At 61.9% G+C, this 15,782-nt stretch carries 11 protein-coding genes; 1 reads left to right on the plus strand and 10 read right to left on the minus strand.

What is annotated here, in order from left to right:
• Positions 1–21 precede the first annotated feature (21 nt).
• From fis to prmA, 4 genes are all read right to left on the minus strand, one after another.
• On the minus strand, positions 22–342 hold the full coding sequence (fis, locus tag ACY4LX_RS04555) for a DNA-binding transcriptional regulator Fis (RefSeq protein WP_007907419.1): 321 nt from the start codon (positions 340–342) through the stop codon (positions 22–24).
• Positions 339–1,349 carry a tRNA dihydrouridine synthase DusB gene (dusB, locus tag ACY4LX_RS04560; protein ID WP_149660668.1) on the minus strand — a complete coding sequence of 337 codons (1,011 nt, stop codon included), beginning with the start codon at positions 1,347–1,349 and terminating at the stop codon, positions 339–341. The genes fis and dusB overlap by 4 nt, the downstream gene beginning before the upstream one ends.
• Positions 1,350–1,534: 185 nt before the next feature.
• Positions 1,535–2,749 (minus strand): DUF3426 domain-containing protein, encoded by a 1,215-nt coding sequence (locus ACY4LX_RS04565; protein ID WP_463259286.1) that lies wholly within the window; start codon positions 2,747–2,749, stop codon positions 1,535–1,537.
• Positions 2,750–2,779: 30 nt separating this feature from the next.
• Positions 2,780–3,658, minus strand: a complete 879-nt coding sequence (gene prmA / locus ACY4LX_RS04570; RefSeq protein ID WP_149660670.1) for a 50S ribosomal protein L11 methyltransferase — start codon at positions 3,656–3,658, stop codon at positions 2,780–2,782.
• 270 nt (positions 3,659–3,928) lie between these two features.
• Between prmA and ACY4LX_RS04575 the strand changes: the two genes are divergently transcribed.
• Positions 3,929–7,564: a hypothetical protein gene (locus tag ACY4LX_RS04575; RefSeq protein WP_463259287.1), complete on the plus strand. Its 3,636-nt coding sequence runs from the start codon at positions 3,929–3,931 to the stop codon at positions 7,562–7,564.
• A gap of 74 nt (positions 7,565–7,638) precedes the next feature.
• On the opposite strand, the gene accC is transcribed toward ACY4LX_RS04575, so the two are convergent.
• The 6 genes from accC to gcbA form a co-directional block, all read right to left on the minus strand.
• Entirely contained in the window at positions 7,639–8,994 is a 1,356-nt protein-coding gene (accC, locus tag ACY4LX_RS04580) for an acetyl-CoA carboxylase biotin carboxylase subunit (protein WP_054044025.1), read from the minus strand.
• A gap of 17 nt (positions 8,995–9,011) precedes the next feature.
• Positions 9,012–9,473, minus strand: a complete 462-nt coding sequence (gene accB, locus ACY4LX_RS04585) for an acetyl-CoA carboxylase biotin carboxyl carrier protein (protein ID WP_054044024.1) — start codon at positions 9,471–9,473, stop codon at positions 9,012–9,014.
• A gap of 24 nt (positions 9,474–9,497) precedes the next feature.
• On the minus strand, positions 9,498–9,953 hold the full coding sequence (aroQ, locus tag ACY4LX_RS04590; RefSeq protein WP_149660672.1) for a type II 3-dehydroquinate dehydratase: 456 nt from the start codon (positions 9,951–9,953) through the stop codon (positions 9,498–9,500).
• Positions 9,954–10,084: 131 nt separating this feature from the next.
• On the minus strand, positions 10,085–11,839 hold the full coding sequence (locus tag ACY4LX_RS04595; RefSeq protein ID WP_463259288.1) for a protein-disulfide reductase DsbD: 1,755 nt from the start codon (positions 11,837–11,839) through the stop codon (positions 10,085–10,087).
• Between the two features lie 197 nt (positions 11,840–12,036).
• Positions 12,037–13,983 (minus strand): methyl-accepting chemotaxis protein, encoded by a 1,947-nt coding sequence (locus tag ACY4LX_RS04600; RefSeq protein ID WP_463259289.1) that lies wholly within the window; start codon positions 13,981–13,983, stop codon positions 12,037–12,039.
• Positions 13,984–14,035: 52 nt separating this feature from the next.
• On the minus strand, positions 14,036–15,706 hold the full coding sequence (gcbA, locus tag ACY4LX_RS04605; RefSeq protein WP_463259290.1) for a diguanylate cyclase GcbA: 1,671 nt from the start codon (positions 15,704–15,706) through the stop codon (positions 14,036–14,038).
• Between the last annotated feature and the right edge of the window lie 76 nt (positions 15,707–15,782).

Consider the following 15,782-nt stretch of genomic DNA (forward strand, 5'->3'; position numbering starts at 1 on the left):
CTTTCTGGTTTGATTGAATGCTTACAGCAAATCGTACTGCTTGAGTTTCTTGCGCAGCGTGCCTCGGTTCAGCCCGAGCAGCTCGCTGGCCTTGGTCTGGTTGCCCTTGACATAGTTCATCACGCACTCGAGCAGGGGAGCCTCGACTTCGGAGAGCACCAGGTTGTACACGTCCGTGACGGCAGCGCCCTCAAGGTGGGCGAAATAATTGTGCAGCGCCTTCTCGACACTCCCGCGAAGGGTCTGGCCTTCTTCGCTCGGCGTATTGAGGTGCTGTTTCAAATTCACGTTGTCGCTCACGGGTGTTGTTCCACTCACTAAAGTCTCGGTCATCATCGTCATGCGGCCACCCCTTCTCCGTCCCCTGTCAGGCTCTTGTAACGTTCGGCGAAGAACTCCCGGACGTTGGCGCATTGTGTTTCCGTACCATCCAAACGATTGAAGTGGGCGCGGAACTCCCTGGCGCCCGGCAGGGTTGCGAGGTACCAGCCCACATGCTTGCGGGCAATGCGTACGCCCATCACGTCTCCGTAGAAAGCGTGCAGCGCGGCCAGATGCTCAAGCAGAATACGTTCCACCTCGATCAGTTCCGGTGCCGGGAGTTTTTCGCCGGTCCGCAGAAAATGGTCGATCTCACGGAAAATCCATGGCCGCCCCTGGGCGGCCCGGCCTATCAACAGGCCATCGGCACCGGTCGCATCGAGCACGTACCGGGCCTTCTCGGGTGAATCGATGTCGCCATTGGCGAAGACCGGGATCGACACCGCCTGCTTGATCGCGGCAATGGTGTCGTACTCGGCCTCGCCGGTGTACAGGTCGGCCCGGGTGCGGCCATGGACCGCCAGCGCCGTGATGCCTGCCTGCTCGGCGATCTTCGCCACGGTCAGGCCGTTCTTGTTGTCCCGGTCCCAACCCGTGCGGATCTTCAACGTGACCGGCACATCCACCGCAGCCACCACGGCCTGCAGGATCTCGGTCACTAATGCTTCATCTTTCAACAGCGCGGAACCGGCGGCCTTGTTGCAGACCTTCTTCGCCGGACAGCCCATGTTGATATCAATAATCTGTGCGCCCAGTTCCACGTTGGCCCGGGCCGCGTCCGCCAGCATTTGCGCATCGCCACCGGCGATCTGTACCGAGCGTGGCTCGGGATCACCTTCGTGGATCATGCGCATCCGCGATTTGCGGGTGTTCCACAAGCTCATGTCGCTGGTGACCATTTCCGAGACTACAAGCCCTGCGCCCAGTCGCTTGCACAGCTGACGAAAGGGCTGGTCGGTGACCCCCGCCATCGGGGCGAGGATCAAGCCGTTGTGCAATGTATATGGACCGATGCGTACCGCCGACATAGGACTTCCCTGTTGTGGGGCCGGATCATTAGAGTTCGAAAAAGGGTTGGCATGATACCCGCTCTCGATGACTGGTTAAAGGCTGAATTGAACAAAATCTGAACAGTTATTCTGTTATCGCCAGCGGTTTGGTTCGCAGGGGTGAAGTCAGAAAACCGCCGTCAATCCCGCAACGCTGAAGCGTTTCACTCGGGTGAATGGAAGCTCAGGCTGTAGTTCACCGCTTTGGGACCTGGATCGAGGATGTCCAGCGCGATGTGGATCGGCGTCTGTGGTGGCATCTCGGCCATGCCTTCGAGGTCACCGTTGAGGTACTCGCCGGGTTTGAAGCGACGACTGGCGATCAGGTGGCCGTTGAGGTCGGCAAAGCGCAGTTCCAGCAGCGGGAAGGGCTGGGAGAACGCTGCGCGGTTATAGATGATCGCATCCACCACCAGCGCGCCGCTGAAGTCCGGGTGGCTGCGCACCACCAGGTTGCTGCTTTTGACCTTGGCGATGTCGACCTTGGATGGCACCGTGCAGCCGATGTGCGGGCACAGTTGCTGGAACCACGGGCGGTATTGGTCCTGGCGCGCCAGTTCTTCGAAATGGTAGGCCACGTACTGGCCGACGAGGGCGCCGGCGCCGAGCAGGATCAGCACCAGCCAGAAAAACCGTCGGCCCCACGGCGAGCGGCGTTTTTGCCAATCGAGTTGCAGCGGGTCGTCAGACAGGTCGAGCAAGGCTTCGTCACGCTCGGTCGCCTCGCTGCGTTCGTGTCGCTTGCGCAAGGGGACAATCGGAGGCAGGTCGTCGTCAGTGGTAGTGGCGGCCGACAGACGATCATGGCGCCGCGGCGTGTCGAGTGGATCATTCAGGCGCAGGTGCGGCACCTGGGGCTCGTCGTCCAGATCAACCGGTTCCAGCGAGAACGAAGGTTCAGTGCGCGAGTGCTTGCCCGGATCTGCCTGCGTTTCCCGTTGGTCGGCTTCGACGGCCTGGGCGCGATCGGCGGCCGATTCGCTGAACAGGCTGTCGGACCAGGGCTCATCGTCGTGCTCGACACTGTCCCGGCGCGCGCTCAAGGTGTCTTCGCGGTGCTGGCCGAATTCCTTGGTGGGCTGGATTTCCCGCTGTTCGAGCCGGGCCAGTTCCTGGTCCAGGTCGAGGCTGTCCAGGTCCATTTCGGCGGCGGACCACTGCTTTTGGCTGATGGCCCGTACCGGCGGCTCGACGATGGCCGGGGCGACCGGTGTGACAGCGTCTTTGCCGGCCCGTTGCTCAAGCAGTTGCTTGGCAGCGTTGAACACCTGCAAGCAGGAGCCACAGCGAACCACCCCACGGGCCACGCTCAATTGGGCATGGCTGACGCGGAAGCTGGTTTGGCAATGCGGGCACTGGGTGACGAAGCTATCGGTCATGCGGCGATCCGGATTATGCAGGCGCTCATTCTAGCGCCGACGGCCAGTGATGCGCACCCAGCCATCGCGATTGGCAATCGGGTCCAGATCGAAGTCCTGGGCGTAGGCCTTGGCCACTTCTTCGCCTTGTTCGGCGAGGATGCCGGACAACGCCAGGCGGCCACCCGGTTTGACCAGGCTCGACAGTTGCGGCGCCAGGGACACCAGCGGCCCCGCCAGGATATTGGCCACCAGCACGTCGGCCTGAACCTGCGGCAGATCTTGCGGCAGGTACAGCGGGAAGAGTGCTTCGGCAATGTTGTTGCGCCCGGCGTTATCGCGGGAGGCTTCCAGGGCTTGCACGTCGATGTCGGTGCCGACAGCTTCCTTGGCGCCCAGCAACAGGGCGGCAATCGCCAGAATCCCCGAGCCACAGCCGAAGTCGAGGACGTTGCAATCCTTCAGGTCCTGGCCATCGAGCCATTCCAGGCACAGCGCGGTGGTCGGGTGGGTGCCGGTGCCGAACGCCAGGCCCGGATCCAGCAGCAGGTTCACGGCGTCGGGTTCCGGCGCGGCGTGCCAGCTCGGGACGATCCACAGGCGCTCACCGAAACGCATCGGCTGGAAGCCATCCATCCAGCTGCGCTCCCAGTCCTGGTCTTCGATGATTTCGCTGTGATGCTCGGGCAGCGGGCCGCCGGTCAGCAGTTCCATATGGGCCAGGACGCTGGCGGCTTCGGTGCCGTCTTCGAACAGGGCCAGCAGATGGGTGTGCGACCACAGCGGCGTGGTGTTGAGTTCCGGCTCGAAGATCGGCTGGTCTTCGGCGTCCATGAACGTCACCGACACGGCGCCCACTTCGAGGAAAGCGTCTTCGTAGGTTTCGGCTTGTTCTGGGCTGATGGCGAGACGGACTTGCAGCCAAGGCATGGCGGGCACCTTTGAAAAATGTTGATTGCAGCCTAGCGGGCTGCGAGAAGCGCGCAAGTTTACGCGAGCGCGCAGCAGAAGACGACCGGATTGCGGTGAGGCGGGCGCGCGGGCGGATTCCGACTTGTCGACGGAACAATTCCTTACGAATTCGCGGACTCATCTCACTGCTCGTCTTGAATCGTCCTCTTTTGCCCGATGGTGCGCTTTACGAACATAGGTCATTCATGGCGCCCCAATACCTGGGGGCCTGGCAGCGGTACTTTTTTCATGGAAGAACATCTGTTTATCAAGGGGCCGGTGGCCGGCAAAGACCTGGACTCGATCCGGCTGGCGGATTTTCAGGTCAAGGGCGACGAGGGCGACCGCGCGCTCATCAATGTGCTGATCGACTGCCTGTCGGCCGCTGTGGCTCGGGAGTCGATCCGGTATGAAATGCCCGATACCTTTGCCCTCCCCGAGAATTGCATGCTGTGGCAATGGCTGGACGTGTACCTCAAAGCCATCCAGCACCCGGAATTCCTGGCTTGGGCGGCCGAACGTCATCTGGACCTCAAGAGCCTGCGGGTGCACGACGGGACGTTGTATGTGAATGCCGTTGAAGACGGTGTCACGACCCCGAAGGTCATGGCCTTGCACGATGATTCCGGTTGGTGGCGGGTGGCGGACCCCATCAACGCTGTGGCGCGGATCATCGACCCCGCCGGCATTGATCCGTTTGGTTTGCGGGACCCATCGACAGCTTCCAGCCATGCGTTTTCCCTGGCGGCGACCCTGGCTTTCCACGGCTACCCGCTGCCGGCCAATCGCCCCCAGGCCCATGTCCTGATTGACGAATTGCGCCGATTGTCCGGCTTTCCGGTGATTGACAGCAGTGGCCATATTTCCACCTCCGTGTCGGTGGAGCAGGCGGAACAACTCAAGGATTGCGCGAAGGTGGCCCGCGAGTTGGAACGAGCGCTGCAGGATCAGCTCTCGAGCACGGGAGATTACGATTTCCTGGAAGCTTATCGGCGGCGCATCAAACTGGATTCCGGCTCGATGTTGTCGCAAACAATGAATTCGGCGCTGCGTCTGCTCCAGGGCCTGAGCATCAAATTGAATGTGGGGCGCTTGCCGACGCCGGCCGGCTACTATTTTTCCCTGGTCGAGAAGACGCTCATGGAAGTCGATCGGTTTGCCGTGCCGAAAGCCGTGGCGGCCGACCGGCTCTCGGCGCCGGAGGTGGCCGGTGATTTGCGTGAGCTCGCCGCACTGGCGCAGAAACTCGGCGCCAACGTGCATGCCGATGGCTGTTTCAGCCTGGCTGTCGTGCTACGGGCCTATGAACGCGAGACGCCGACGGATGTGGATGAGGTTCGGGCGCTGGTCGTCGACCTGTGTCAGGAGCCCGATACCTTCACACCCTATGTCCATGCGTCGGCCCATTCCACCGCAGCGTTGCTCAGGCATCGGCGTTACCTGGGCTTGCTCAATAACCGCTACTGGATGGGCTTCGAACTCCAGCGCCTGGGCAGCGGCCTGGAGGATAGCGCCGCTGTCGCCACTGGCGCGGTGACGGTCGCCATCGACCCTGATTCGCCGCTGTCGGAGTTGACCGAGGCTGGCCGCCAAGAACTGTTGGCGGTCATGGCGCTGGATGAATTCAAAAGCATCGTCCGATCCAGGCAACTGGATCCGGCCGGTCATGTGCTGGTGAGCAGTTCCGGTTATGTCGGTGGTCTCAAGCTGGACGGTACCTGGGCCGATCTGGACACGGCGGTGAACGCCGTCGCTGTGCTGGCAGGCAAGTTCCAGTCCCTCGCGGCGATTGCCCGTCGAACCGGTGGCGCCCTTCGATCCAATGGCAACGTGACGCTGGAGCAGATGCTGAAGTTCTACAGCCTCGCGCCATCGGTCACGGCGCAAGAGGCGCTAGTCATGGCGCAGCGACTGCGTGGGGTGCCATTGCGCCCGCGCCCGTCGGTGGAGTACTGGAATGCGCTGGGCGGGTCATTCGCCTCCGTGTCGTCGCCCTTGTTATCCCGGCGCTTGCAGATCATTGAAGAGCCCGAGCATTTCATGCCGAGGATCGGCACTTCGCTGTATTACTGGTCAGTGCTGAAAAGGGTCGACGTCACCGTTGTGCTTTCAGCTTCCCAGCGCCAGCAGGTGCGCGATGCGGCGGCGCAGTTTATGGCCGGGATCGATGGCCCGTTGTTCGACTACCTTGCGCAGTCACTGGTGAGGGGCAAGTCCAGTGAGAGCGTACGGGCCGAGGCTGATCTGCTGGTCTCGCAGATGCTCGCGTGCCCGCGGGCGCAAAAACTGGCGGACACGCTGTCCCGGGCCGTGACCTGGCATGGCGAGCAAGCCCGTCACGCCGCGACCCGCGCTGGTCGTCACTCGCTGGTGCTGGCGGCGGCGATTCTCAGTCTTGATCCGCTGGCCGGGCAGAGCAGGACCCGGATTGCCGGGATTGACCTGGCGGACGAGGCATTCTGGGCGGACGGCTATGGCAATCTCCTGGCCGTCATCGAGAAACGGCTGGTGGCTGACTTCGGGATCGGCAACAGCAGCGCGCCGCTGGCCGCGCACCTGTTGCTCAGTGGTATCGCGCCTGAGTTCCTGGTGCGGGATATTCCTGAAGCAATGGCCTATATGTCCGGCCAGGTCTGGGTGCATTTCAAGCACTGTGTCGCGTACCTGGAGGGGAAGTACCCCGGATCTTCGCGCCGGCTGACGCTCGACAGCATCATGAGCGGCGACCGGCTGAAGTCGATCAAGCCGCAGTACTGGGAATTGAAAGAATTTTCCGGCCCGGTGATCGACTGGGCACGGGCCAATGGTTTGCTGCCCAAAAACGGTGAGGTGTTCACATCGTCGGAACTCGCCAGGGGCAAGGCCGCCTTGCTGGCTCAGTATGAGGGGCTCCAGACAACCATTGACTCGTTCCACCGTGTGCCCGTCACTCGCCGTGAGATGGCCCTGGCTGATTTGCGCCGGGTTTACCCGGGCAATGAGGCGCTGGAAATGAAGGTCCTGACGCGGCTGCCGGATGATCCGACGGCGGCGGGAGAAACCGCAGTGGGGCCGGGCGTCCAGCAGGCTTCGTTAGTCGATTTGCACCTGGCCGGGCTATTGGCCTCGGGCTCGAACCGCTGGACCTCCACCAGTGACACCCTCGATTATCCGGGCATGGCCCGGCAGTTCCATTTGCTGAGCGACGTCAATACGGCGTACGGCCAGGATTTCGTCACCCGTGAAACCGAACTGTGGGCTGCGCATGTGCAGGCGCTGCGGTACAGCCTGTCGCTAATGTCGCTGAGGCATCGCAAGCGTCTGGAATATGGCGCGCTGACGCTGTTCTTCGTCAGTCAGTCCCAGGCCGGTACGGTGACGCGGGGGCGTTTCGGCATCCTGGTGCTGTGCCAGCACCCAGCGTTTGCCGATTGCGTCTACGAGTTTTTCCCCGGGCAATGGCTCGTCGTCGAGCGGGAGGACTTGAATGTCCGGCGTTTGCGCGGGTACGCCGAACCGACTTCCCCTGGCTCGGCGACGCCCGGTTCGACGGTCGCCACCGGCGCCCCGACCTTGTTGCCGCTTGACTGGGCCGCTTATGAAACCGGGGCGATGCCCATGCCTGGCGTGACGTCTACGGTCACTCTGGAAAAGTTCGGCGCCATGACGCTGGCCCCCGAACAGGCCGCCGCGGATGCCAGCACCCTGGACGTGCCGCAAACCATGACGTCATTCCGAATCCGCAGCCTGGCCTCGGACGTGCTGAGCAACAGCCTGTTCTCGGCGAGTCTGGGACTGCGCCTGACGGCCGCCAGCACGCCAAGCCTGGAGGATGCGATCAGTGGGCGTGATCCCTGGGCCGAGTACCTCATGGGCATGACAATCCAGGAGAGCCCGCAGGTGTAGTGCGCTGTCGGGAAACGCATAAAGCAGAAACAACAAAGCCGCTCGAAAGCGGCTTTGTTGGTCTGGATCACATCTTAATGCTGGTTAGCCAGCTTGTGTTCCAGGTAGTGGATGTTGATTCCACCTTTGCAGAAGCCTTCATCGCGGACCAGGTCGCGGTGCAGCGGGATGTTGGTCTTGATCCCGTCGACAACGATTTCGTCCAGCGCATTGCGCATGCGCGCCAGGGCTTCGTCACGGGTTGCGCCGTAGGTGATCAGCTTGCCGATCAACGAATCGTAGTTCGGCGGAACGGCATAGCCACTGTACAGGTGCGAATCGACGCGAACGCCGTTGCCGCCTGGGGCGTGGAAATGCTTGACCGTGCCTGGGCTTGGCATGAAGGTTTTCGGGTCTTCGGCGTTGATTCGGCATTCAAGTGCGTGACCGCGGATGACGACGTCTTCCTGGGTATACGACAGCTTGTTGCCAGCGGCGATGCTGAGCATCTCCTTGACGATGTCGATGCCGGTGACCATTTCCGATACCGGGTGCTCAACCTGAACGCGGGTGTTCATTTCGATGAAATAGAACGCGCCGTTTTCATACAGGAACTCGAAAGTGCCTGCGCCACGGTAGTTGATGTCGATGCACGCCTTGACGCAGCGGGCGAGGACTTCAGCACGAGCCTTCTCGTCGATGCCCGGTGCCGGCGCTTCTTCGAGAACTTTCTGGTGACGACGTTGCAGCGAGCAATCGCGGTCGCCCAGGTGGATCGCGTGACCCTGGCCATCGGAAAGCACCTGGACTTCCACGTGACGTGGGTTGGTCAGGAATTTTTCCAGGTAGACCATCGGGTTGCCGAACGCCGCGCCAGCTTCGGAGCGAGTCAGTTTGGCCGAGGAGATCAGGTCTTCTTCTTTATGCACAACGCGCATGCCGCGACCACCACCGCCGCCAGCGGCCTTGATGATCACCGGGTAGCCGACTTCACGGCCGATGCGCAGGGCAGTTTCTTCGTCTTCCGGCAGCGGACCGTCGGAACCTGGAACGGTTGGAACACCGGCCGCGATCATGGCGTGCTTGGCCGATACCTTGTCGCCCATCAGGCGAATGGTGTCGGCTTTCGGGCCAATGAAGGCGAAACCGGAGTTCTCGACCTGTTCGGCGAAATCGGCGTTTTCCGCGAGGAAACCGTAGCCTGGGTGAATAGCGGTAGCGCCGGTCACTTCAGCCGCGGCGATGATCGCCGGAATGTGCAGGTAAGACTTTGCAGCCGATGCCGGACCGATGCAGACGGATTCGTCCGCCAGACCCAGGTGCATCAGCTCTTTGTCTGCCGTGGAGTACACGGCGACGGTCTTGATGCCCATCTCTTTGCAGGCACGCAGGATCCGCAGGGCGATCTCACCGCGGTTGGCGATCAGAACTTTTTCCAACTTCGCAGTCATCAAAGTCTCTCCGCGGTTCAAACGATGGTGAACAGCGGTTGGTCGTACTCAACCGGCTGGCCGTCTTCGACGAGGATGGATTCGATCACACCGCTGGTTTCAGCTTCGATGTGGTTCATCATCTTCATCGCTTCAACGATGCACAGGGTGTCGCCTTTCTTCACGGTCTGGCCCACTTCAACGAAGGATGGCGAGGACGGGGAAGACTTGCGATAGAAGGTGCCGACCATAGGCGAACGGGCAACGGTGCCGTTCAGTACGGGGGCGGCCGGAGCAGCAGGGGCGGCAGCAGCCACCGGAGCAGCGGCAACAGGTGCCGGGGCCGGAGCGTGCATTGGCGCAGGAGCGTAGTACTGCTGAGCCGGGGTCTTGCTGTGACGGCTGATGCGAACGGACTCTTCGCCTTCCTTGATCTCGAGCTCGTCGATGCCGGACTCTTCCAGCAATTCGATCAGTTTCTTAACTTTACGGATATCCATGAATCATCAACTCCCAAGGGTCGGTCAGGGGCGTTTAGCTTGTGTTTCAAGCTGTTCCAGGGCGGCCTCCAGGGCCAGTCGATAACCGCTGGCGCCAAGGCCGCAGATCACTCCCACCGCTACATCGGAGAAGTAAGAGTGATGGCGGAAAGGTTCGCGTTTGTGCACGTTAGACAAATGCACTTCGATGAATGGGATGCTCACCGCCAGCAGCGCGTCACGTAATGCGACGCTTGTGTGAGTAAAAGCTGCTGGATTGATCAGAATGAAGTCCACACCTTCGCTGCTGGCAGCGTGGATGCGGTCGATCAATTCGTACTCGGCGTTGCTTTGCAGGTAGAGCAAATGATGGCCGGCTTCACGGGCACGGCGTTCCAGGTCCTGATTGATCTGCGCCAGGGTGGTCGCCCCGTAGACGCCCGGTTCGCGGGTGCCGAGCAAGTTCAGGTTGGGTCCGTGCAGAACCAGTAGCGTCGCCATCTGCTGTTCCTTGTTATCTGTGTGCAATTGTCAGAACCCGGCGACTATGCCGCAAAGCCTTTGTGACTGTCCAGTTCTATGCAATAGCCAGCACGATGGCCGATGTTTGCGCGAAATATATGACCGAGTGATTAAATCCGGTCATTCGCTTTGACGACACGTTCGGCGAAGTCTTTCGCATTGATCTCGCCGATCACTCGCACATCGGCACGTTCGGCGCCGTCTTTGCCGAAAAACATCAGCGCGGGCGGGCCGAACAGCTTGTAGCGGTCGAGGAGGGTGCGTTGCTCGGCATTGCTGGCGGTGATGTCGAAACGGATCAATCGATAACCCTGCAGATGTTCGACGACTTTGGTGTCGTTGAGCACCTCGTGCTCGATGACTTTGCAACTGATGCACCAGTCGGCATACCAATCCAGCAACAGCGGAGTGCCGGACGATTTTGCTTCGGCGAGGACACGGTCGAGGTCGGCGGGGGTGCTGACGGTTTGCCAGGCGTTGCTGGTTTGCACTTGGTTGGCAACCACGGTGCGGCCCAGCGGGTTGAGCAAGTCACCCTGGCCGCTGAAAGCGCCATACCAGCAGGCCATCGCGTAAAACAGCAGGAACAGGCCGAGCAATTGCCCGAGACGCTTTCGCGGCGGTTTATACACAAACTCCAGCGCGCCCAGGAACAGGCCGACGCCACCCCATAGCAAACCCACCAGCAGCAAGGTGACCTGGCCCGGTACGACGCGGCTCAGCAAACCAATCGCCAGCGCCAGCAACAACACGCCAATCGCGTTTTTCACATAGACCAGCCACGGGCCGCTTTTCGGCAGCCAGGCCGCACCGCCGGTGGCTACCAGTAACAGCGGCGTGCCCATGCCCAGGCCCAGCACGAACAGTTTCAATCCGCCGCCCAGCGCATCGCCGCTGGCGCTGATGTACAGCAGCGCACCGGCCAATGGCGCGGAAACGCAAGGTGATACCAACAGGCTGGAAACCACCCCCAACACCGCCGCGCCCCACAACGAACCGCCCTCGGTGCGCCCGGCAATCCGGTCCAGTCGGCTGCTGATGAAGTGCGGCAGTTTCAGCTCAAACACGCCGAACATCGCCAACGCAAACACCGCAAAAAATGTGGCGAACGGCACCAGCACCCAGGCCGATTGCAGGCGGGCCTGAAGATTGAGCTGCGCGCCGAACATCCCCATCAGCGCGCCGAGCAGGGCGAAACACGCGGCCATCGGCAGCACGTAGGCCAGGGACAGATTGAAGCCGCGCACCCCGCCAATCTGGCCGCGCAGAACCACGCTGGACAGGATCGGCAGCATCGGCAGCACACAGGGCGTAAACGTCAGGCCCAACCCGGCGAGGAAGAACAGCGCCAGTTCGCGCCAGCTCCAGTTCGGCGCTGTTGGGGCGACTTGGTCGGCAACCACCGCGCCGTTGCCATCAATGCTCAACCGCTCGGTTTCCGGCGGATAGCACAGGCCTTTGTCGGCGCAACCCTGATAGGTCACCACCAACGTGAACGGTCGTTGATCGGTGCGCGGCAGTTCTACATCGAGAATCCCGTGGTACACCTCGACATCGCCGAAGTACTCATCGTGCTTCTTTTCACCGTCGGGCAGTTGCGCCGCGCCGAGGGCGACATCCGCCGGATCGGCGCGAAACTGGAAACGGTGACGATAGAGGTAGTAACCCTCGGTGGCGACGAAGCGCAGCTTGATTGATTGCGGCGTGCTGTCTACCAGGCTCAACTGAAAGGCTTCGCGCACCGGCAGGAAATCGGCGCTGTTGTTGATCGAACCCAATGTCGAACTGGGCCGACTGTCCAGCAACCCGGTGGCGGAGGCCGGCAGGGCGAGCACTAACAGCAGCAGGCAAAGCAAACGGCGCATGACAATCTCGCGTGTTGGACGTGGGGGCATGATAGCGGACAGCGACGCGGATTGCCGCCGTACCTGTGGGAGCGAGGCTTGCCCGCGAAGAACGATAACGCGGTACATCAGGCAGACCGCGTTATCGTTCTTCGCGGGCAAGCCTCGCTCCTACAGGTGCCCCGATCATTCCCACGCGCGGTGAAAACGATCATTAATCAGACGCGGAAGGCCTGGACGGCGGTGTGAAGCCGCCCACCCAGCACCAACAAATTCTCCCCTTGCTCACGCCCCTGGCCAATCCGCAGCAAATTATCCCCACCCAACTGATGAATTCGCTCGCTGTGATCGCGGATCTCGCTGACCGCGCCACTTTGCTGCGCCGTGACATCGGCAATGCGCACCGCCGTGTCGGCGATGGTCTGGATCGCGTCGACGATTTTATCCAGCGCCCCATCCGCGTCCTGTGCCTGATTGGCCGTGGCTTCGGCATGTTCGACTTGCGCGCGCATGCCTTCCACCGATTGCCGGGCGGCGGTTTGCAGGCCGGCGATCAAGGTCTGGATTTCGGCGGTGGCACCGGCGGTGCGTTGGGCGAGGGAGCGCACTTCTTCGGCGACCACCGCAAAACCACGGCCCATTTCCCCGGCGCGCGCCGCTTCGATGGCCGCGTTCAGGGCCAGCAGGTTGGTCTGGTCGGCAATCGAGCGGATCACCGTCAGCACGCCGCCGATGGTCGCCGACTCTTCGGCCAAGTGTTCGATCATCTGCGCGTTGCCCTGCACCTCGCCCACCAACGCATGCAGCCCGGTCAGGCTCAAGCCGATGACTTTTTGCCCATGCTCCACCGCCAGCCCGGCATTACGGCTGGCATCGGCGGCCTGGCTGGCGTCGCCGGCCACTTGCTGAATGGTGGCTTCCAGTTCGCCCAGGGAGTCGCGGATCAGCGCGGTGTCGCCGGCCTGATGCTCGGCGCCGCTGTGCAGGTCGTTGCTCAACTCGGCCAGGGTGCGGCTGCTGCCGGCGACTTGTTCGGCGTTGAGGCGAATGGTCCCTACCAAGTCCACGAGATAAGCACGCAAGCGATTGAGCGAGGCCTGGATGTCATGCAGTTCGCGGTTGGTCTTGCCCAGTTGAATGTCCTGGCTGAAGTCGCCTTCAGCCCAGGTCGACAGGGCGGGTGCGAGGTTGGTCAGGGTTCGGGCCAAACGGCGTTGCAGGGTGTCGATCAACAGTGCGATCAGCAGAATCAGACCGATCATCAGCCCTTGCATCAAGCGCACTTCGCCCTGGATCTGCCCGTGCTGGGCGCGCACCACCGGTTCCAGGCCGGCGATGGCTTGTTGCACGGCGGCGATTTTCAGGTGCGTGGCGGCGCTCAGGTCGGCGCGTTTTTGAATTTGATCGCGGGTGCGCGCCAGTTCCGCCGGGTAGCGGGTGAGCAGGCCGTTCAATTCACGCTTGAGGCCGACGCCGGCATCTTCGGCCACGGCTTTTTCGGTGTTCTCCAGGCCCATCATCGCGTTGAAATCGTCGCTGCTCGATTCCACGCTGGCCGTCACTCCAAGCAGCGGCAACGCATCCAGTTGCGTCGCTTGGGCGCGAATGCTGGTGACCTCGCGCTCGACATCAGCGGCCAGTTCGCTGCGCCCGCTGCTGACCAGTTTGTCCCGGGCCAGGGACAGCTTGCCCAAGTGCTGGGAGGCGGTGAGCAACGGCGTCAGGTAGCTCGCGTTTGTGCTGGCGTACTGGCTGAGCTGATCGAGGCTGGCGCCCAGCTCCCGTTCGGCTTGCAGTAATAGCGCTTGCGGATCCCCCGCAAGTTTGCCGGCGGCCAGCAGGTCGGTCTTGCTGAATTCTTCCAGGCTCGACAGGCTCGGGCGCAAGGACTCAGCCAAGGTCGGGGGCAGTTCGCTGAGTTCTTTTTGCAGGCCGTCGATGGCCTGGCCGGCACTGCTCAAGCGCAAGGCATCGCCGCTGGACAGGTAATCCTCGACGTTACGCGCCACTTCATTTTGAAACTGCTGGGATAAACCGAGGTAGCGCTCCATCAACAGATAGGGGCGCTCCAGGGCTTTTTGAGACCACCACAGCGTGGCGCCGAGGGCGACGCACACGGCGATCAGCAGGAGAGTATTGAGATTGGTCAGCAGCTTCAGGCGCATAACGGGTCTACCGACGGCAGAATGGTAAGCGCCTGAATTTATTGCGTTTGTGTTACAGGGTTATGACCGACTCAGTGGATTCCGATGAAAAAGTGGCACTTTGCTTTGACGCCCGCGCGGCCTGCACGCGGTTGCGCCCGGCATCCTTGGCGCGGTACAGCGCCTCGTCCGCCTGGCTGGCCATCATCAGGCTGTCGGAATCTTCGCGCAGCTCCACCACCCCGGCGCTGAAGGTGCACCAAAGGTCTTGCGGTTGGGCCGGGTAGTGAATTTCGGCAAAGCGCTGACGGATTTCGTCGAGCACCTTGTGGGCCGATTCGACATCGGTGTCCGGCATGACAATGGCGAACTCTTCACCGCCATAACGGCCAATGAAGTCGGTCTTGCGCAAGCGTTGCTTGAGAAACAGCGCCAGGCTCTTGATCACCCGGTCGCCCATGGGGTGGCCGTGGCTGTCGTTGACCCGTTTGAAGTGGTCGATGTCGAGCATCGCAAAGCTCAACGGCTTGTTCTCGCGACGGGCGCGGAACGAACAGTCTTCGAGCAATTGCAGAATGTGCGTGTGGTTGTACAGGCCGGTGAGGCTGTCCCGGACCATCCGCGCCTTAAGGTTACGCGCACGGGCGGCGCGGTTGCGCACGGTGGTGATCAGGTGCCGGGGCTTGATTGGCTTGGTCAGGAAGTCGTCGCCGCCTTCGCTCATGGCGTCGAGCTGCTTGTCCAGGTCGTCCTCGGCCGACAGATAAATGATCGGCACGCTGACATAACGGTCGTTGTGGCGGATCACCTTGGCCAGTTCGGTACCGGTGCAGGCCGGCATGTACATGTCGAGGATGATCAGGTCGGGCTGGAAGTCCGCGAGTTCGGCCATGGCCTGGATCGGTTCGATCAAGGTCCGCGTGACAATCCCGGCGCTGTTGAGCAGGCGCTCGGTGTGTAGGGCCTGGGCGCGGGAGTCGTCGATGATCAGCACTTTATAGGGTTCGTACTGGGCGACGCAGGTCAGGACTTCGATCTTCTCCAGCAGGCTCGAGGCTTCGAGGGTGCCGGTGAGGAATTCCTGGCCGCCGGCGCGCACGGCGGCGAGCCGGGTCGGGGTGTCGGTTTCGTGCAGGCTGAAAAACAACAGCGGCAGTGGTTCGTCGAGGCCGACCTGGGCTTCGGCGGCCAGTTTCAGGCCGATGCCGGGGCCGCTGAAGTCCACATCCATGACAATCGCCGCCGGCAAGCGCTCGACCATCGAGGAGCGAAACGCCGAGACGCTGTCCAGGGACTGGGCGCTGAGGCCGAAGAATTCCAGTTGCTTGGCCAGCCGCTCGGCCCGGTCGTGATCCTGCAACATCACGTAGATCGGCTTGCGCAGCGGCGGCAGGAACGTCTGGTCCAGTTGATCGCCGTGACGCAGGCCGGTGCGCGACAGGCGCTGCATCAAACGGTTGAGGTCAGTGATCAGGCCACTGCTCAGGCGTCCGCGATTGGCGTCCACCGCTTCCAGCGACTGGCCGATGTGGCGCGCCAGTTGCGAGTGTTCCGGTTGTTCGAAACGCTCGGCAAAGCGCAGCAGGCGCAGGTTGGCCTCGCTCAGCTCGGACAAATCGGTGGCGGACCACTCGCTGCGTTGCAGGCGCTGCCATATCTCAAGAATTTGACGTGCCTGATGAATTACCCGCTGGGCAAAGTGGTGCTTGAGGCGCTCACGGCTGGGGTCTTCTGGCTCGGTCATATCCTGACTACTAGTTAGGGTGCATGCTGAGATCGACTGGTGGCTCTATGCTAGCACCTCTTTTCCGTCACATGAG

The sequence above is a fragment of the Pseudomonas sp. Emmai genome (assembly GCF_055179735.1).

Bases quoted from the DNA above. Each gene is read 5' to 3' on its own strand.
- accC (WP_054044025.1), bottom strand. From the start codon at position 8,994: ATGACTGCGAAGTTGGAAAAAGTTCTGATCGCCAACCGCGGTGAGATC.
- accB (WP_054044024.1), bottom strand. From the start codon at position 9,473: ATGGATATCCGTAAAGTTAAGAAACTGATCGAATTGCTGGAAGAGTCC.
- ACY4LX_RS04595 (WP_463259288.1), bottom strand. From the start codon at position 11,839: ATGCGCCGTTTGCTTTGCCTGCTGCTGTTAGTGCTCGCCCTGCCGGCC.
- dusB (WP_149660668.1), bottom strand. From the start codon at position 1,349: ATGTCGGCGGTACGCATCGGTCCATATACATTGCACAACGGCTTGATC.
- gcbA (WP_463259290.1), bottom strand. From the start codon at position 15,706: ATGACCGAGCCAGAAGACCCCAGCCGTGAGCGCCTCAAGCACCACTTT.
- fis (WP_007907419.1), bottom strand. From the start codon at position 342: ATGACGATGATGACCGAGACTTTAGTGAGTGGAACAACACCCGTGAGC.
- ACY4LX_RS04565 (WP_463259286.1), bottom strand. From the start codon at position 2,749: ATGACCGATAGCTTCGTCACCCAGTGCCCGCATTGCCAAACCAGCTTC.
- aroQ (WP_149660672.1), bottom strand. From the start codon at position 9,953: ATGGCGACGCTACTGGTTCTGCACGGACCCAACCTGAACTTGCTCGGC.
- ACY4LX_RS04600 (WP_463259289.1), bottom strand. From the start codon at position 13,983: ATGCGCCTGAAGCTGCTGACCAATCTCAATACTCTCCTGCTGATCGCC.
- ACY4LX_RS04575 (WP_463259287.1), top strand. From the start codon at position 3,929: ATGGAAGAACATCTGTTTATCAAGGGGCCGGTGGCCGGCAAAGACCTG.
- prmA (WP_149660670.1), bottom strand. From the start codon at position 3,658: ATGCCTTGGCTGCAAGTCCGTCTCGCCATCAGCCCAGAACAAGCCGAA.